This window comes from Dictyoglomus sp. (assembly GCF_049968615.1).
GTDB classification, from domain to species: domain Bacteria; phylum Dictyoglomota; class Dictyoglomia; order Dictyoglomales; family Dictyoglomaceae; genus Dictyoglomus; species Dictyoglomus turgidum.
In genome coordinates, this window is record NZ_JBMFQK010000002.1 from 59,197 (window position 1) to 77,603 (window position 18,407).

General features: G+C 34.4%; 16 protein-coding genes. All 16 read right to left on the reverse strand.

What is annotated here, in order from left to right; all coding sequences use genetic code 11:
- Positions 1-24: 24 nt before the first annotated feature.
- A complete protein-coding gene (locus ACP5QL_RS02435; RefSeq protein ID WP_012583522.1) occupies positions 25-1,065 on the reverse strand; it encodes an NAD(P)H-dependent glycerol-3-phosphate dehydrogenase in 1,041 nt (346 codons plus the stop codon).
- Positions 1,047-1,652, reverse strand: a complete 606-nt coding sequence (plsY, locus tag ACP5QL_RS02440) for a glycerol-3-phosphate 1-O-acyltransferase PlsY (RefSeq protein ID WP_012583521.1) — start codon at positions 1,650-1,652, stop codon at positions 1,047-1,049. Before plsY ends, ACP5QL_RS02435 begins: the two co-directional genes overlap by 19 nt.
- 1 nt (position 1,653) lies before the next feature.
- A complete protein-coding gene (gene der, locus ACP5QL_RS02445) occupies positions 1,654-3,009 on the reverse strand; it encodes a ribosome biogenesis GTPase Der (protein ID WP_353745327.1) in 1,356 nt (451 codons plus the stop codon).
- A complete protein-coding gene (gene ispH, locus ACP5QL_RS02450) occupies positions 2,961-3,812 on the reverse strand; it encodes a 4-hydroxy-3-methylbut-2-enyl diphosphate reductase (RefSeq protein WP_272995556.1) in 852 nt (283 codons plus the stop codon). The genes der and ispH overlap by 49 nt, the downstream gene beginning before the upstream one ends.
- Entirely contained in the window at positions 3,809-4,444 is a 636-nt protein-coding gene (locus ACP5QL_RS02455) for a lysophospholipid acyltransferase family protein (RefSeq protein ID WP_012583518.1), read from the reverse strand. Before ACP5QL_RS02455 ends, ispH begins: the two co-directional genes overlap by 4 nt.
- Entirely contained in the window at positions 4,431-5,093 is a 663-nt protein-coding gene (locus ACP5QL_RS02460; RefSeq protein WP_272995558.1) for a lysophospholipid acyltransferase family protein, read from the reverse strand. The genes ACP5QL_RS02455 and ACP5QL_RS02460 overlap by 14 nt, the downstream gene beginning before the upstream one ends.
- Positions 5,074-6,000: an ABC transporter permease gene (locus ACP5QL_RS02465; RefSeq protein WP_012583516.1), complete on the reverse strand. Its 927-nt coding sequence runs from the start codon at positions 5,998-6,000 to the stop codon at positions 5,074-5,076. Before ACP5QL_RS02465 ends, ACP5QL_RS02460 begins: the two co-directional genes overlap by 20 nt.
- Positions 5,993-7,096 carry an ABC transporter permease gene (locus ACP5QL_RS02470; protein ID WP_272995562.1) on the reverse strand — a complete coding sequence of 368 codons (1,104 nt, stop codon included), beginning with the start codon at positions 7,094-7,096 and terminating at the stop codon, positions 5,993-5,995. The genes ACP5QL_RS02465 and ACP5QL_RS02470 overlap by 8 nt, the downstream gene beginning before the upstream one ends.
- Positions 7,093-8,625, reverse strand: a complete 1,533-nt coding sequence (locus ACP5QL_RS02475; RefSeq protein ID WP_012583514.1) for an ABC transporter ATP-binding protein — start codon at positions 8,623-8,625, stop codon at positions 7,093-7,095. The genes ACP5QL_RS02470 and ACP5QL_RS02475 overlap by 4 nt, the downstream gene beginning before the upstream one ends.
- Before the next feature lie 65 nt (positions 8,626-8,690).
- A complete protein-coding gene (locus ACP5QL_RS02480; RefSeq protein ID WP_012583513.1) occupies positions 8,691-9,704 on the reverse strand; it encodes a BMP family lipoprotein in 1,014 nt (337 codons plus the stop codon).
- 59 nt (positions 9,705-9,763) lie between these two features.
- Positions 9,764-11,704, reverse strand: coding sequence for a DNA translocase FtsK (locus tag ACP5QL_RS02485; RefSeq protein ID WP_273333522.1), 1,941 nt, complete (start codon positions 11,702-11,704; stop codon positions 9,764-9,766).
- 2 nt (positions 11,705-11,706) lie between these two features.
- On the reverse strand, positions 11,707-13,353 hold the full coding sequence (locus tag ACP5QL_RS02490) for a ribonuclease J (protein WP_012583511.1): 1,647 nt from the start codon (positions 13,351-13,353) through the stop codon (positions 11,707-11,709).
- Entirely contained in the window at positions 13,343-14,239 is an 897-nt protein-coding gene (dapA, locus tag ACP5QL_RS02495; RefSeq protein WP_012583510.1) for a 4-hydroxy-tetrahydrodipicolinate synthase, read from the reverse strand. The genes ACP5QL_RS02490 and dapA overlap by 11 nt, the downstream gene beginning before the upstream one ends.
- A 3-nt stretch (positions 14,240-14,242) precedes the next feature.
- Positions 14,243-15,049: a 4-hydroxy-tetrahydrodipicolinate reductase gene (gene dapB, locus ACP5QL_RS02500; RefSeq protein ID WP_012583509.1), complete on the reverse strand. Its 807-nt coding sequence runs from the start codon at positions 15,047-15,049 to the stop codon at positions 14,243-14,245.
- 1 nt (position 15,050) lies between these two features.
- Positions 15,051-16,313: a M16 family metallopeptidase gene (locus tag ACP5QL_RS02505; protein WP_272994961.1), complete on the reverse strand. Its 1,263-nt coding sequence runs from the start codon at positions 16,311-16,313 to the stop codon at positions 15,051-15,053.
- Between the two features lie 8 nt (positions 16,314-16,321).
- On the reverse strand, positions 16,322-18,403 hold the full coding sequence (locus tag ACP5QL_RS02510) for a polyribonucleotide nucleotidyltransferase (RefSeq protein ID WP_012583507.1): 2,082 nt from the start codon (positions 18,401-18,403) through the stop codon (positions 16,322-16,324).
- Positions 18,404-18,407: the final 4 nt, after the last annotated feature.

The following is an 18,407-nucleotide window of genomic DNA, read 5'->3' on the forward strand; positions in this document are numbered from 1 at the left end:
GTTAATTATATCAATTCAAAAATTTTATAACAAGTTGAATTGAAAATCCTCATCTATCTCATGTTTTAATTCTTTTGAAAGTAATGAAGATAGAGCCTCATGGGGGGGTTTATTTTCATAAAGCACCTTATAAACTTCCTGAGTAATAGGCATATACACATTAGTTTTTTGAGATATATAATAAGCAGATTTAGCAGTATAGACCCCTTCCGCTACCATACCATTAAGCTTATTCATAGCCTCTTCTAAACTTAGACCCTCACCTATTAATTTACCTACAGTCCAATTTCTACTAAGAGCACTCGTAGAGGTTAAAATCAGATCTCCTAAGCCTGAAAGTCCTAATATGGTAAAGGGATGAGCCCCATATAAAATTGCCATTCTATTTATCTCAACAAGCCCTCGAGTAATAAGGCTTGCTTTTGCATTATATCCAAAACCAAGACCATCTGAAATGCCCGCTGCAATAGCTATTACGTTTTTTAAAGCTCCGCCGATTTCAACTCCTACTATGTCATCACTTCTATATATTCTCATAAAAGATAGACTTAGAATGTCTTGTAAATATTTTGCTGTATTTAAGTCAGAGGACGCAATTACAATAGCTAAAGGTTTTTTTTCCATAACCTCTTTTGCAAAACTTGGACCCGAGAGAGTTGCAATTTGATTAAAATCTACATCGAGTTCTTCTTTTATTATTTCAGAGGGTCTTTTCAAAGTAAGAATTTCTATACCTTTTCCTGTATTAACAAAAAATCCTGCTCTCTTCAAATAGGTATTATTTCCCTTTAAAAACTCCCTCAATCCTTGAATAGGAATGCTTAAAATAGCAATATCTGTATCTTTTGTAGCATAATCTATATTAGAAGTAATTTCAAGTGATGGAGCAAGCTTATAACCAGGTAAATAATATATATTTTCTCTTAATTCTTCTATTTTCTTTACCTTCTCTTTGTCTCTACCCCATAGTACAACTTTATAATTCTTTTCACATAATACATTTGCAAGTGCTGTTCCCCAGCTGCCACTGCCAAAAACAGCAATTTTTATCTTCTTACCTTCCAACTTATTTTATGTTCCTCCCCTTTTATGAGTCTTTTTATATTAGGAATATGCCTATAAATTATAAAAAGGCATACTAAAATTACTCCAATAAAATATTCCATCGGAGGCTTTTCTATATGATAAAGCAAAAAAGGATAAATAAGAGCAGAGGTAATAGATGCCACAGATTTGTATTGAGTAACTGCTACTATAATTATAGCAATAAAAAAGATGATCAGTGAAGACTTAGGAAAAAGGTAAAAAAGTATTCCAAAGGAAACCCCAACACTTCTCCCACCTCTAAATCCTGCAAATATGGGAAAAGAGTGTCCAATTACAGCCGCAATAACACATAAAAGTACAAAAAGATAATCACTATGTAAAAAACTTTGAGCTAAGTATACTGCAAGGATACCTTTACCTACATCCATCACAGCAACTATAACCGCTGGTCCCCACCCTAATACCCTCAATACATTTGTAGCTCCAAGATTTCCGCTTCCATAGTTTCTAACATCTATCCCCTTCCATAATTTCCCTACAATCAAGGCACTTGGAATAGAGCCAATAAGATAAGATAGTATCACAAGTAGTATTTTTAGAAACATACTATTCCCTCTTTCTTACTTCAATCTTTATAGGTGTTCCTACCCAGCCAAAGTAATTCCTGAGGAATTTCTCAAAATATTTGACCACATTTTTGTTCATTATTTCAGGTTCATTTACAAAAAACACTATAGTTGGTGGTGCCACATCAACTTGTGTAGCATAGTAAATTTTTAAAATCTTTCCTTTTTTAGAAAAGTTGGTCTTAGAAAGAGCTTCTCCTATAGCCCTATTTATTTGAGAAGTAGGTATTCTCATATTTCTAAGCTCAAAAAGCTTATCAACCCAGGGCAATATCTTCTTTACATTATAATTTCTAATGGCTGAAGTAAAAATAAATGGAAAATAGTCAAAAGGCTGCAAAATTTGAGGTACTATCTTTTCAAATTCCCTTCTTTCCTTTAGAGATGGGATTAAATCTGTCTTATTAAAAACAATTAAACAAGATTTTCCTTTATCTTCTATATAATGCAATATTCTTTTTTCTTGCTCCCTTATTCCTACCGATAAATCGATCACCATAATAGCAATGTCAATTCTTCTTATGGTCTGTAGAGTCTTCTGAACTGAAAGTTCTTCTAAGCCTTCCTCTACTTTTGCTGGTCTTCTTAATCCCGGCGTATCTACAATGATGTATTTTTTGCCATTAAAGTCCCAAATTAGGTCAACAGCATCCCTTGTGGTACCAGGAATTTCACTTACTATACTTCTATCTCTGCCAATTAAGGCATTTAGAAGAGAAGACTTACCACTATTAGGTCTTCCTACAAAAGCAAGTTTTATAGATTTGTCCTCAGAAGAAACTTCTTCGGGAGCTGGTATTAAAGATATTATTAGATCTAAAAGCTCATATAGATTTTGTTTATGTAGTGCTGAAATCGGGAAAGGCTCTCCAAGTCCTAAGGCGGTAAAAGGAGCAAGATATTCTTCCCGATCAATCCTTCCTTCCATTTTATTTACTACTAATATAACTCTTTTCCCAGACTTCCTCAGAATATCTACAAATTCATGATCCAAGGCTGTTAACTCCGATCTACCATCTACGACAAAAAGTATAAGATCACTTATGTTTATAACTTCTTGTATTTTTTCTTGGATAAGCTCACTTAAATCATCAGTTAAACCCCATCCTGCGGAATCTACTAAATAAAAATATTTTCCCTCATGTTCACACAAGTGAACAAGGGGATCCCTTGTCACTCCTGGTTCATCCGCTACAATAGCCTTTTCTTCTCCCACAATCCTGTTAAAAAGTACAGACTTTCCTACATTAGGTCTTCCAACTATACTTACTACTGGAACTCCTTTCTTTATACCAAATGAATCTCTAAGGGATAAAGACTCTTTAATAATGCTAATACCTCCTCTACAAAGTTATTAGGAGTAGATGTGCCCGTAATTATGCCTACTTTACTGTCTTCTTTAAACCAATTTTTATCTATCTCTTCCAAATTTTCAATATGATATGTTGGTACCTTTAGACTCAATGTTATATATAACCTCCTCGTGTTGGCACTATTTTTCCCGCCTAGAACCAGAGCAACGTCTACTATTTTTGAGAGTTTTTTAGCTTTTTCTTGTCGCTCAATAGTTTCAGGGCATATGGTATTAAATATCCTGATCTCTTTACCCTTATTCATTATCAGATTTACTTTTTGAATAGCATTATCAAAACTTTGCGTAGTTTGAAAAACTACCCCAATTTTAGGATAATATTCTACTTTCTCTATATCACTCTCATATTCTATCACTATACCTTGATTATCTGTATAACTCAATATTCCTATCACTTCAGGATGATTTTTTTCTCCTATTATTATTACTTTATATTTGTTATTCTTAAGATACTCTGCAAGAACCTGTACTTTTTTAACAAGAGGACAAGTTGCATCATAGATTTCATTTCCTAAGCTTTTATAAAAATCTATATCTCTTTGAGGTAAACCGTGAGCCCTAACGATCAAAGCTTTACCCTCTACAATTTCATCCTTCCCAAGCACCTTTATGCCCTTTTTCGACAATTCCTCTATTACCTTTGGATTATGAACTAATGCTCCCAAAGTATATACTTCACCTTTTAAGGACAGTATTTTTTCAGCAAGAGATATGGATTTTTTTACTCCCGAACAAAATCCGTAAGGAGTAGCAATATACACCTTCATCTTAAAAGCCCTATTAAACTTGCCTTTATTTTATTATTTACCTCTTTTATATCCTCTTTTGAAGGCTTTTTAATTTTAGATACATTTATTACTTTACCTATTCTAATATTTATTCGTCCCCTTAATTGAGGAAAGATCCATTTTCTTTTCCATATTTTCTCGGTGCCCTTTATTGCTACAGGAAGAATAGGAAGTCCATGAGTTAATGCGAGAGAAGCAGCACCATCTTTAAGTTCAAGAAGTCCCTTTTCAGGATGATCATTTCTTGTTCCCTCTGGAAATATTACTATTATTTCATTCTCTTTAATTAGTCTGTTTATTTTTTTCCAAGTTTCGTATTTAAAATCCTTTCTATCTACATCAATTGCTCCAAGCCATCTTAAAAAAGGATTAAATATTTTTGATTTAAAGAGTTCTTTTTTAGCAAGATAAAATAACCTCTTGTCAAAAGCAGCACCAATCACTATGGGGTCTAATATACTTACATGATTTGCTACAAGGATAAAAGAATGATTAGGAATATTCTCCTTTCCTTCTACCTTGTATCCCCATAGGATATTCAATAAAAATCTTACCACAACTATTAAGATTTTGTAGAAAAAATGAGAGATAGACTTTCTAATTTGCCTCATGATTTAAAGATTCTCTCCTTAATACCTCCTCTATTTGACTCATTATTTTATTTGTAAATTCTTCTTCTTTAATTCTATCAGGTTCTCCTTCATAATAAACAGGCTGCAAAAAAATCACCTTTATTCTTCCCTTAAGAGCTGGTAGCTTTTTCTCAGGAGGCCATATACAGTCAGCTCCAATGATAGCAGTAGGAACAACAGGAACTCTCATCTTAGCTGCAAAATATCCAATTCCCCTCTTAGGCTTAATATCTTTCTTTTCCAATCTTAATCTTGTTCCTTCAGGAAAAATTAACAAAATTTCTCCTCTTTTTAAGACTTCTATACCACCCTTTACAGCAGAAAGATCTGCATGTCCTCTCTCTACAGGAATTCCACCAAGATATTGAGCAAATCTTCCTAATAAGGGATATTTAAATCTTTCAACTTTACCAAGTGCCTTTATAGGCCTTGGTAAGCTTACAGCAATAGCCAAGACATCAAGGCTACTTCTGTGATTTGGGGCAATAATAACAGGTCCCTCCAAAGGTACATTCTCAAGGCCATTTATTTCTAATTTATATATTCTTTTAAGAAGTACCTTTATAACGCCTGCTATACTTTTATATACGAAAAACTGAAATTTCGTACTATATTTCCTCCTTTTCATAAGGAATTCCATCACAAGCAGGAGGCGTAGATTTTCCAACAGCACCAGCAAGAACAAGCATGGTTAATATATAAGGTATCATTTGAATAAATTGAGTGGGAATTCCAACCCCCTCAAGCCTTATTCTTATAGCCTCAGCTATACCGAAAAGTAGACATGCTCCAAAAGCACCTACAGGATTCCAATTACCAAAAATCATAGCAGCAAGAGCAATAAATCCTCTACCACCTGTCATATTTTCTACAAAAACTCTGGCGTGCTCTAAGGAAAGAAAAGCTCCTCCAAGTCCACCTAAGATACCACTTATTAGCACTCCTATATATCTATATTTGTATACGTTTACTCCTAAGGTATCCGCAGCTTGAGGATTTTCTCCTACAGCCCTAAGCCTCAAACCAAAAACCGTTTTATACAGCACATAATTAGAGAAGAATACTAAAACTATCATCAAAATGATAAGAGGTGATAGATCTCTAAATAATAAACCAATCCCTGGAATAGAAGATAACATAGGAATATTAATAGGGCTAAATCCTTCAATATGAGGAGAAGATCCTGCAGCTTTGAATATTAATCTAGAAAGAAAAGTAGTACCTCCGGCTGCCAACATATTTAATGCAGTACCACTTATTATTTGGTTTACTTTAAATCTTATAGAAACCACTGCATGGATTAAAGAAATAGTCATACCAGCAAGGATAGCAAATATAATTCCCACCATTGGGCTTTTAAAAAAGTAAGTCCCTACTGTAGCAAAAAAAGCTCCAAATAACATTATCCCCTCTAACGCGATATTAACTACCCCACTTCTTTCTGAAAAAACTCCTCCTAAGGAAGCATAGGTGAGGGGTGTTGCCATTCGAATAGCTGAAACTATAGTTTCCCAAGCAAATATAGACTCAAGCATATATAGTTTTCCTCCTTCTCTTTAAGAAGCGGATAAGAACCTCATTGCTAACCACAATAGTCAATATTATGACTGCTTGGAGTACAGATATTATCTCACGGGGAATATGAGTAAAAACATCCATTCCTATAGCCATTCTATCTAATGCCCCAAAAAGAAACGCAGAAAATACTATACCCGCAGGGTGATTTTTCCCCAACAAGGCTACCGCTATTCCAGTAAATCCCATTCCATGGGTAAAGTTATCAAGGAAGCGATATCTATAACCTAAAACATCATTAATACTAGCAAGCCCCGCTAAAGCACCACTTATTAACATAGATACGAAGATTATCTTTTGAGAACTTATTCCAGCATTTTCTGAGGCATGAGGGTTTAACCCTAAGGCTCTTATCTCATATCCTAATTTTGTTCTCCAAAGGAGATAATAAGTAAACAAGACGGCAAGAACAGCGAATATTAATGAGCTATTTAAAGGATTACTTTCAGGAATATTTATGCCAACTTTCTGAAAGAGAGCAAAAAGTTTTGGCAAAGTGGCAGAAGCTGGTAATTTAGCTGTCTGAGGGAGAGGATATACTACACCTTTCTCTCTAAAGGTATTTATCACAAGATAATTAGTAAGAGCATAACCTATCCAATTCATCATGATGGTATTTATCACTTCATGAGCCCCTAATTTTGCCTTCAAAATTGCAGGAATAAAAGCCCATAAAGCTCCTCCTATAGCTGCAAAAAGAAGAGTTATAAATAAATGTAAAAAAGGTGGAAATAAAGGAGCAATATAGAGACCTGCAATTGCCGATACAAATCCTCCAACAAGAATCTGTCCCTCAGCTCCAATGTTAAAAAGTCCAGCTTTAAAGGCTACAGCCACAGCAAGTCCAGCAAATATAAAAGAAGTAGCGTTAAATAGAACATATCCCCACCCATTAGGGTTTCCGAGAGCAAAATTTATTACCTCTTTATAAGTTTCTATGGGATTATGCCCCAACAGGTATATGATGATACCTCCAAAAAACAGAGCAATAAATATGGAAATTGTCGGACTTATTATATTTAAGATCAAGTTTTCTATAAACTCCCTATTTCTCAAATTAGAGCCTCCTTTAACTCTTTTTGTTTTTTAACACCCATCATATAATAACCCAGCTCTTTTTCGTCTACCTCACCTTCCAAGAAAGATCCTACAATCTCTCCATTGTACATCACAATAATCCTATCGCTTAAGCTTAGTATTTCATCAAGATCTGCTGATACTAATAAGATTGCTTTACCTTGATTTCTTAAATTAATTAATAATTGATGTATAAATTCTGTAGCTCCAATATCTAAACCTCTTGTAGGTTGAGAAGCTATTAAAAACTCAGGAGAAAAGCTAATCTCCCTTCCCACTACTACTTTTTGTTGATTACCGCCCGAAAGATGCCTAATAGGTGTTTTTATATTAGGAGTTTTTACATCAAATTCTTTTACAATTCTTTCTGCATGTGAATTTACCTTTTTATAGTCTAAAAAGACTCCCTTTGAGAAATCTTTATAGAAGTGTAAACCAAGAATAGAATTTTCAGCAACAGAAAAGTCAAGTATAAGCCCTCTTTTATGTCTATCTTCAGGAATATGACCTATATGCAGACGTCTTTGTCTTATGTTTTTCAATGTTATATCTTTACCCTTTATGTAAATTCTTCCCTTCTGTATGGGAATTAATCCTACTATACTCTCTATAAGCTCTGTTTGGCCATTTCCTTCTACACCTGCTATACCTACAATCTCCCCTGCTCTAATATTAAAAGAGATCCCCTTTACTACCTCAATTCCTTTTCTCCCTTTTACCCAAAGATTCTCTACCCTAAAGATCTCTTCTCCTTTTTCTATTTTCTCTTTTTCTACTCTTAAGAACACTTCTCTTCCTACCATGAGTTGAGCAAGTTGATATTTATTAGTATTTTTAGTCTCAAGAGTCTCAACTAATTTACCTCTTCTCATTACACTAACTCTATCAGAGATCTCTAAAACCTCATTTAACTTATGAGATATAAAAATTATCGTTTTACCCTGAGAAGCCAATCTTCTCAAAACCTTAAAAAGTTCCTCTACCTCTTGAGGAGCAAGAACAGCGGTAGGTTCATCTAAGATTAAAACCTCTGCTCTTCTATAAAGAAGCTTCAATATTTCTACTCTTTGAGCTTCTCCTACAGATAAATTTTCGACTTTTGTATAAAGCTCTACTTTAAAACCCGTAGCTTCCATCAATTCTTTTATTAAACTTTCGGCCTTTTTAAAATTAAGAGAGACTCCATTTTTTACTTCAGATCCTAAAATTATATTTTCAATTACAGAAAATGGTGGAATCAACATAAAATGTTGGTGCACCATACCAATTCCGTTCTCTATTGCATCTTTTGGAGAGTCAAAAACCACTCTTTTCCCTTTGATATAGATATTTCCTTTGTCAGGCTTATAAAGTCCATAAAGAATTTTCATTAAAGTGGACTTTCCTGCCCCATTTTCTCCTACAATAGCATGAATCTCACCTTGATATATGGAAAGATTTATATTATCATTTGCCAAAACTCCAGGAAAAGTTTTTGTAATGCCCTCAAGTTTTATGATTTCTTCCACAGAAAAACCTCCTTATAAAAGCCCCCTCTTTAAACAAGAGGGGGCTAATCTTAATAAGAATTTTATTATTTCTTCAAATATTTTGCTTTAAACTCCTCAAAAGTTTTATCATCGTATGGCACTACTATTTTTCCTGCTATAATCTCCTTCTTTATTTGTTCAACTTTTTGTACTACACCAAGAGGAAGAAGCTTTGTTCTCTCATAGTCAACACCGTTATTCTGTAAACCGAACACTCTTATTCCACTCTTAAATTTTCCTTCTTTCACGTCTTTTATAGTTTCATATACTGCTACATCTACTCTCTTTAACATACTTGTAATAATTCTATCAGGCATTATCCAGGACTGGGGAGAATCCACACCAATAGCGTATTTATTGGTTTCTTTTGCTGCCTCAAAAACTCCCTCCCCCGATGCTCCAGAAGCATGATAAATTATATCTGCTCCTTGTTTATATTGAGCTAATGCCAATTCCTTTCCTTTAACAGGATCCTTAAATGCTTCTCCAGTAACTCCTATGTAGTTTATTAAAACCTTTACTTTTGGATTTACATACATAGCTCCAGCTTTATATCCTACCTCAAATTTATGGATCAATGGCATATCCATACCACCTACAAATCCTATGACGTTAGTTTTGGTCATTAACCCTGCGACAACTCCCACAAGAAAAGATCCTTCATGCTCATTAAATACCAAGGAAGAAACATTTGGCAATCCTTCTATTACTCCATCTACAATAGCAAACTTTACTTTCGGAAAATCCTTTGCCACCGCAGTAATAGCATCAGTAAATAAGAAACCTACGCCTACTACTAAGTCATAGTTTTGTTCTGCGAGAGTTCTAAGAAGTTCCTCTCTGTTGGCTCCACCAGGACCAGGCTCTAAATCTTTCCCCTCTACCTTAAGAACTTTAATAGCCCTTTGAAGTCCAGCATATGCAGCATCATTAAAAGATTTATCACCTCTTCCACCTACATCATAGACAATACCTACTCTTACAGTCTTAGCTGAAAATCCAATACTCATTAAGCCCACAAAGGAAAGAATCAAAAATAGCACAAAAATTTTACGCATACTTAAAACCTCCTTCATTGAGTAGAGTTTTGGGAAAATTAAATTGAAAAACTAATCTTTTAAACCTCATCACCTCCCCGCAAAACTTTTCTTGGTTTTCCCTCTCCCTGAGATGCCACGTATCCTTTCTCTTCTAATGTATCTAAAAGTCGTGCTGCTCTATTATAACCTATACTAAACTTTCTTTGAATATATGAAGTAGAGATAACTTTTCTTCCTTTTAAGAGCTCTATTACTTGAGGAAGCAGGGGATCGTTAAAATCAGAGATTTCTCCTTTCTCCTCTTCTTTATCTAAACTTTCAAGAGATATGGGCTCCATTAAAAGCTCTGAGGTGTTTTCTAAAATATAATTAACCACGTTTTTAATATCCTTTTCATCTACATAAGGAGCTTGAAGCCTTACAGGATGGCTACTGGTTATAGGATGATAAAGCATATCTCCCTTACCAATTAGTTTTTCTGCACCACCATCATCTAAAATTATTCTTGAATCAATCTGAGACGACACTGCAAAGGCAATTCTTGATGGAATATTAGCTTTTATTAAGCCAGTTATTACATCTACTGAGGGCCTTTGGGTAGCTACCACTAAATGAATTCCAGCAGCTCTCGCTTTTTGAGCTAATCTGCATATTAAATCTTCTATTTCTTTTGGAGATGTCATCATTAAATCATTTAACTCATCAATAATTATCACAATGTAAGGTAAGTTTTCTTCATCATTTAAATTCTTATACTCCTCTATGTTTCTTACTTCCTTTCTTTCAAAAATTTCATATCTTCTCTCCATCTCCCCAACAGCCCATCTAAGAGCAAATACTGCCTTTTTAGGTTCCGTTACTACTGGATGTCTTAGATACCTACCTACAAGTTTATTATAGATGGAAAGTTCTACCCTTTTAGGATCAATCATTAATAAGCTCAACGTTTCAGGGGTATTCTTATACAGAAGGCTTATAATTAGAGAATTTATAAACATACTTTTGCCAGAACCCGTAGTTCCTGCAATAAGAAGATGTAATACTTCAGATAAGTTTGCAACTTTTATATTACCTATGAGATCTTTACCGAGGGCAAAAGTTAACGGATGCTTTGACTCAGTAAAAACATCACTCTCCAGTATTTCTCTAAGATATACTTTCACTGGCTTACTTCTTGGAATTTCTACTCCTATTACCGATTTTCCAGGAACAGGCGCTTCAAACCTTACACTTGGAACAGCAAGGGCAAGAGCAATATCATTTGATAGACTCAAAACTTTACTCACTCTAATACCAGGGGAAAGAACAATATTATACCTGATCACAGAAGGTCCCACATTCCAATCCTTTACTTTTGCCTCTATCTTAAAACTTTTTAAGGTCTCCTCTAAATTCTTTGCCATTTGTTCATAGTCCTCATTCTCAAATTTAGCTTGGGAATAAGATAATATAGAGGTAGGAATTGCAAAATCACACTTTAATTTTCTCTCCCTAGGAAATGTCATTGAAAGATTTTCCTTCGATACCTCTTTTACAACTTTTTTTGGTGATCTTTCAGGCTTTCTTAGGGTCTCCGTATTTAAATTTCTAACCCTTTTTTTTGAAATATCTTTAAGAGAAGGAGATAAAAACACAGCTATAACAAGGGTAATAAAGGAAAATATAATGTATCCTGAAAACCCAATATATGGAAAAAGTTCTAACAAAAGACTTCCTATTTGTCCTTGATACTTTGATAGATTCAAAACCTTTATAAGAAGAGAAAAAACACCTAAAAAAGAGAGGAAGTACAAACTTAAAGAGATTAGTTTTTGCTTTTCAATTTCTTTAAATAGAAGATAATACATTATAAATCCCTCGAAAACAATGAAAAGAATTAAATATACACCAAAGAAGTTTTTTATAAAATTGACAAAACTTCTCCCTAAAACTCCGCTTGATTCTGGAAATACCCAAGATAATAAGCCAAATATATTTATACAGAGCAAAAAAATCCCAATTAATTTCTCTTTATGCATTTTTAAATCTCCCATACTAAAGGGACTACTACAGGTTTCCTTTTTAACTCTTCATTGAAAAAGTTCTCAAGAACTTCTCTAACAAGAGTCTCTTTATTTATACCCCCATTTCTTCCAACTTTCTTCTTAAAAGCTTCTCTTACTTTTTCTTTTGCTGTTTCTATCAATTCCTCTGATTCTTTTACAAAAATAAATCCTTTTGAAATAATCTCTGGCCCTTCCAAAATTAGGCCTGTCTCACCATCTACAAGTACCCCTACAATTAACACTCCGTCTTCAGCTAGCTTCTTACGTTCCATCAACACGATATTTCCTATGTCTCCAATACTAAGCCCATCTACATATATATTATTTAAGTTAATCCTACCATTTATTATGGCTTTTTCCTCATCAAATTCAAGAACTGTACCGTTCTCTATTATTATTATGTGTTCCTTTGAAATTCCTAACTCTAAACCTATTTTTTTAAGCAAAGCTAAATGTCTATATTCTCCATGATAAGGTATGAGATATTTAGGTTTTAAGAGATTTATAAACATCTTTATTTCTTCTTGGGCAGCATGTCCTGAAACATGGACTCCTGCATCCTTTCCATATATAACCTCTACACCTTTTCTGAACAATTGATCCACCATCTTATAAACCATAATTTCATTTCCAGGTATGGGCTTGGTGGATAATATTACTGTATCTCCTGGTTTAAGAAAAAGTTGTTTATACGAATGATTAGTAAGAAGAGACAGAGCTGAGTATGGCTCTCCCTGGCTTCCTGTGGTAAGGACAAGAACTTTTTCATCAGGAAGATTGTTTACGTCTTTAATGTTTATTAGTATATTTTCGGGAATGTGTAAATATCCTAATTTTGTGGCAACTTCTATATTATTTATCAAGCTTTTTCCAGCTATAGCAACCTTTCTTCCAAATTTTAATGCCATATCTATAGCTTGCTGAATACGATGAAAATTGGAGGCAAAAGTAACAAGAAATATTCTGCTTTTTGTAGAACTAAATATACCTTCAAAAGTGCTTTTCACTAAACTCTCTGAGGGGGTTATTCCAGGTTGTTCCACATTTGTACTATCACAAAATAGGGCAAGAACTCCTCTTTCTCCAAGCTCTACTAATTTATTAAAATCTGGAGGATTACCATCTATAGGAGTTTGATCAAGTTTAAAGTCTCCGCTTATTACGATCAAACCTATAGGGGTAGTTATAGCAAGTCCAATGGTATCAGGAATACTATGAGTCTGTCTAAAAGTCTCAATGGTAAAAGGACCTATATTTATAGTCTCATTAGGTTTAATTTTATTAAGATTAGCTTTGAGTCTAAATTCTTCTAATTTTTTCTCCACTAAACCAAGAGTTAATGAAGTACCATATATGGGTACATTCAAATCCTTTAATATATATTGAAGTGCTCCTATATGATCCTCATGTCCATGGGTAAGAATTAAAGCCTTAACTTTATCTTTATTAGCTAACAAATAAGAAATGTCAGGAATAACAAAATCAATACCAAGCATATCTCCATCAGGAAACATTAAGCCGGCATCTATTACAATAATACTATCTCCATACTGGAGAAGAAGCATATTTTTCCCTATCTCTCCGAAACCACCAATGGGTATAACTTTCAATCTATGTTTCATTTACTTGAAAACCGTACTCCTTCAGGATTTTTATTAGTTCTGCTCTATTTTTGCTGTCTATAGGAGATAATGGCAACCTACACTTTCCAACATTATATCCAAGAAGATTTAAAGCCTCTTTGAGGGGAATGGGATTTGTAGTTAGGAATAAACCTTTAAATATAGGTAATAGTTTTAAATGTAACTCTGCGGCTTTTTCCACTTTTCCACTAAAATAACTATTTATCATCTCTTTTATTTCTTTTCCTACTATGTGGGACGCCACACTTATAACCCCATCTCCTCCTACACTAAGAAGGGGTAAAGTCATAGAGTCGTCACCACTATAAAGTAAGAAGGGATGTGGCAGAAGCTTTCTTATCATTGCAATTTGATTAATATCTCCACTTGCCTCTTTCACTCCTACAATATTTGGACAATCCTGAGCAAGTCTCTTTAAGGTCTCAGGAAGAACATTTACCGCAGTTCTTGATGGTATGTTGTAAACTATGATAGGGAGAGAAGTCTCTGATGCAATTTTGGCAAAGTGTAGATATAACCCATCCTGAGGAGGCTTATTATAGTAAGGGGCAGTAGCTAAGATACCGTCTACTCCAATTTTTTCAGCTTCTTTCGTAAGTTCTACTGATTCCTTTGTACAATAATTTGTTGTCCCTGCGATTACTTTAACTCTATCTCCTGCTACCTTTTTTACCCTCTCAAAAAGAGCTAATTTCTCTTTATTAGACAATGTAGGAGCTTCTCCTGTAGTACCCGAGACAAGAATACTATCACTTCCATCTTCAATCAGTTTTTCCACAATCCTATCCACTTCACTCCAGTTAATCTCCCCATATTCATCAAAAGGGGTTATCATGGCTGTAATCAAACTACCAAAATGGACCATAATCTAAGCCTCCTCCCTATTTAAGAAAGATTCAAGTCCATAAAAGAATCCTTCTCTCTTAACTATCTCTCTAACAGCCATCAATACTCCTGGAATATAACATTCCCTACTCAAGGCATCATGTCTTATACTCAGAGTCTGTCCCAGCCCCCCAAATATTACTTCTTGATGAGCTACTAAACCAGGAAGTCTTACACTATGTATATTGATTGAATCTAATTTTCCTCCACGGGCACCTGGTAATTTCTCAATCTTTGTTGCATCTTTATGGGTTAAGTTGTATTTTTTCATCTCCTCTCTAAGTACTTCTGCTGTTAATATAGCTGTTCCGGAGGGTGCATCAGCTTTTTCATTATGATGTAATTCAATGATTTCAACATCTGGGAAATACTTTACTACTTGTTTTGCAAGCTGGATCATTAATACAGCTCCTAATGCAAAATTAGGAGCGATTAAAATTGCAGTTTTATTCTTAACAGCAAGATCTTTAAATTCTTCCATCATTTCTTGAGTAAGTCCTGTGGTCCCTACCACCATTCTTTTTCCTTTTTGTAGAACCTTTTTAATATTCTGATAGGCTGCCTCTGCATTAGTAAAATCTATTGCCACATCAAAATCTTCTTGGAGTTCATCTATACTTTCCACAACTTCAAGAGAAATCTTATCTATCCCAATAATCTTTTCATATTTTTCTCCCTTAAAATAAGGATCTATAGCACCTACGAGTTCTATATCAGTAGCATCAATAAGTGCTTTACCTATAACTTTTCCCATTTTTCCGCAAGCTCCAAATAAGACTGTTTTAATCATTTTATACTTCCCCCTTTAAAATCTCTTTATGTTGAGAATTTATAGGACCTACCACAGACATAGCAAAGGGCTTACTAAATATATCTTTTATCGTACTATTGATATCTTCTAAAGTCACTTTTCTTATTTTCTTTATTTTTTCAGTCCAAGGGACAATTTTTCCATAAGTAATATAAGAGTCTATAAGATAAAATAACCGCTGAGAAGGACTTTCAATAGCCATTAAAATACTATTTATAGTTTGCCTCTTAGCAAGATCTAGCTCTTCTTTTGATAAACCTTCTTTAATTAATTTTTCTTTCTCCTGAGCTAAAGTTTTAAAGGTCTCAACCACTGTTTGAGGTGCAGTAGCAGTATAAATACCAAATAAAGAAGCATCTTTAAAACTTAAAATATGGGTCTCTACACTATAAACAAGTCCCCTTTTTTCTCTTAACTCCCTAAATAGTCTCGAACTAATACCCCCTCCAAGACTTACCGAAAGTAAAGCAAGAGATTCTCTATTAGGGTCTCCAGGGACATATCCCTCTGTCCCCCAAAGAATTTGTACTTGTTCAAAATTTCGCTTTAAAAAAACTGATTTTGGTCTATATTTAGGTGGTTTTTGAGCACTTGAGATTAAGAATTTACTTGAGGTGTTTTGGGTAAAATAAAAATCAAGAACCTCTTCTATCCTTTTTGAAGGAACATCCCCGCTAATCCCAATAATCATGTTATTTAATTTATAATGTTTATTATAAAAGGAAATTACGAGATCTTTATTAAAATTTGACACTGACTTCTCAGTACCTAATATTTCTCTCACTAAAGGATGACTATCCCAAGAAGCCTTAAAGAAATTATCAAATACCAACTCTTCTGGCGAATCTTTATACATTCTAATCTCTTCTCTAACTACAGACTTTTCCAAATTTATCTCTTCTTCAGAGAACCTTGGCCTTAAAATAATATCACTAAGAAGCTTTACTCCTGAGACAAAATGATAACTTAAAATCTTTAATGTAAAGTAAGTGGTTTCTTTAGTCGTGAAAGCATCAAGCTCTCCACCTAACCGATCAATTTCCTTTCGTATCTCATCTATACCCCTTCCAGAGTTATTCTTAAACAAAAGATGTTCCACAAAATGAGCAAGACCATGTTCTATCTTCTCCTCATGTCTTGAGCCTACCTTAATTGCTACAATTATATTTATGGTCTTTCTTGAGGGTATATAGTCATGAATAATTTTTAGGCCATTTTTTAACTCAATCTCAGATATATTCATCTACCAAATTAAAGGTCTTTTCTACTTAAGCTTATTCTCCCACTGGGATCTATAGAATCCACCTTTATAAGAATTTCATCTCCTAAATTAATTTCTTCCCTTGTCTGATTTTTACCTGTTCCTGTAGTCTTATATTTTGAGATATGAAGAAGCCCTATTTTACCTGGCAATATCTCTACAAAAGCACCATAATCTGTAACCCTTATAACTTTTCCTAAGAAGATATCTCCCTCTTTAATATCTCTTGTATACTCTTGTACCATTTGAGCAGCTTTTTCTGCAGATTCTTGATCTGGTGCTGAAATATAAACTAATCCCTCAGGTTTTATATTTATAGTTGTATGAGTTTCTTCAATTATCTTTTTTATATTCTTTCCGCTGGGACCAATTAGGTCTCCAATCTTATTTGGATTAATTTCTAAAACCATTATTCGTGGTGCATATGGAGAAATTTCTGGTCTCGGTTGAGAAATAGTTTTCTCCATTATGTCAAGAATTTGATATCTTGCTTCTTTTGCTTGTTTCAAAGTCTTTTCAATAATTTCATAAGATAGTCCATCTACTTTAATATCCAATTGCACTGCTGTAATGCCATTTTTAGTTCCAGCTATTTTAAAATCCATACCTCCTAAAGCATCTTCAAGTCCTTGGATATCTGTAAGTACTTCAAATTTCTCTCCTTCCTTAATTAATCCCATAGCTACTCCAGCTACATGAGTTTTTATAGGAACACCTGCATCCATCAGAGAGAGACTACTACCACAAACACTTGCCATAGAGGTAGAACCATTGGAACTTAATACTTCAGAGACAACTCTAATTGTATAAGGAAATTCTTCTTCCTTAGGAATAAGAGGAAGCAATGCTCTTTCTGCAAGAGCTCCATGGCCTATCTCTCTTCTCTTAGGACCTCTAAGGGGTTTTGCCTCTCCAACCGAAAAGGGTGGAAAATTGTAATGGTGAATATATCTCTTAGGCTCGCTCTCTATAACACTTTCTATTATCTGTTCTTCTCCAGCCCCCAAAGTTACCACAGAAAGAACTTGAGTTTCTCCCCTCTGAAAGAGAGCAGAGCCATGTACTCTACTTAAAACTCCGACCTCACAACTTACAGGTCTCAACTCATTAAGTCTTCTACCATCAACTCTTCTTTTCTCTTCAAGGATCACTTTAGTTAATATTGCTTTCGCCTCTTGATTGATTATCTCATCAATCTGCGCTGTTATCTCTCCATAAATAGGCTTAAAATGTTCTATTACTCTCTTTTTAAGATCTTCAAGAGCCTTTTGTCTTTCAGACTTACTTGGAGTGAAAATAGCATCTCTTATCTGATCAACAGTGACATATTCCAACACATCTTTCTTTAAGTTTTCATTCACTACAAAAGGCTCATAGTTAAAAGGAACAGGATTTACCATGGACAAAATTTCTTCTTGAAAATTAATAACTTCTCCTATTTGTTCGTGAGCTCTTATTATTCCTTCTAAGAAGATCTCTTCTGGTACCTCTTTTCCATCACCCTCTATCATTAAGACAGCATCTTTTGTGCCAGCTACAACCAAATCAAGAAGTAAAGAATTACTTAAAGCAACCGACGGATTTATATACCATTCTTTACCATCCCAACCCACTCTTACTGCTCCGATGGGACCCTTAAAGGGTAATCCCGCAAGCATTATGGCACAAGAAGCACCAATTATAGAGGGTATATCTGTAGAGTTTTCATGATCGTAAGAGAGTACTGTTACTATTACTTGGACTTCGTTTCTAAAGTCCTTTGAGAATAATGGCCTTAGAGGTCTATCAATTAACCTAGCAAATAGAATCTCAGGCTCTGTAGGTTTTCCCTCTCTTTTAAAAAATCCTCCTGGAATTTTCCCAGCAGCATATAATCTCTCCACATACTCGACCGTTAAAGGGAAAAAATCAACATCTTCTTTCTTCTCTTCAGAGGCAACTACTGTAACAAGTACAGTGGTTTCCCCATACTGCACAAGAGCAGCTCCTGTAGCTTGCCAAGCAACCTTTCCTATGTCAATTTTTAATGTCTTTCCTGCAAAATCCTTTTTAAATGAATATGTCTGTCGCATAATT

Coding starts and splice junctions, on each gene's coding strand:
- ACP5QL_RS02485 (WP_273333522.1), bottom strand. CDS start 11,704: ATGCATAAAGAGAAATTAATTGGGATTTTTTTGCTCTGTATAAATATA.
- ACP5QL_RS02505 (WP_272994961.1), bottom strand. CDS start 16,313: ATGAATATATCTGAGATTGAGTTAAAAAATGGCCTAAAAATTATTCAT.
- ACP5QL_RS02460 (WP_272995558.1), bottom strand. CDS start 5,093: ATGAAAAGGAGGAAATATAGTACGAAATTTCAGTTTTTCGTATATAAA.
- ispH (WP_272995556.1), bottom strand. CDS start 3,812: ATGAAGGTGTATATTGCTACTCCTTACGGATTTTGTTCGGGAGTAAAA.
- ACP5QL_RS02490 (WP_012583511.1), bottom strand. CDS start 13,353: ATGAAACATAGATTGAAAGTTATACCCATTGGTGGTTTCGGAGAGATA.
- ACP5QL_RS02455 (WP_012583518.1), bottom strand. CDS start 4,444: ATGAGGCAAATTAGAAAGTCTATCTCTCATTTTTTCTACAAAATCTTA.
- dapA (WP_012583510.1), bottom strand. CDS start 14,239: ATGGTCCATTTTGGTAGTTTGATTACAGCCATGATAACCCCTTTTGAT.
- ACP5QL_RS02510 (WP_012583507.1), bottom strand. CDS start 18,403: ATGCGACAGACATATTCATTTAAAAAGGATTTTGCAGGAAAGACATTA.
- ACP5QL_RS02465 (WP_012583516.1), bottom strand. CDS start 6,000: ATGCTTGAGTCTATATTTGCTTGGGAAACTATAGTTTCAGCTATTCGA.
- dapB (WP_012583509.1), bottom strand. CDS start 15,049: ATGATTAAAACAGTCTTATTTGGAGCTTGCGGAAAAATGGGAAAAGTT.
- ACP5QL_RS02480 (WP_012583513.1), bottom strand. CDS start 9,704: ATGCGTAAAATTTTTGTGCTATTTTTGATTCTTTCCTTTGTGGGCTTA.
- plsY (WP_012583521.1), bottom strand. CDS start 1,652: ATGTTTCTAAAAATACTACTTGTGATACTATCTTATCTTATTGGCTCT.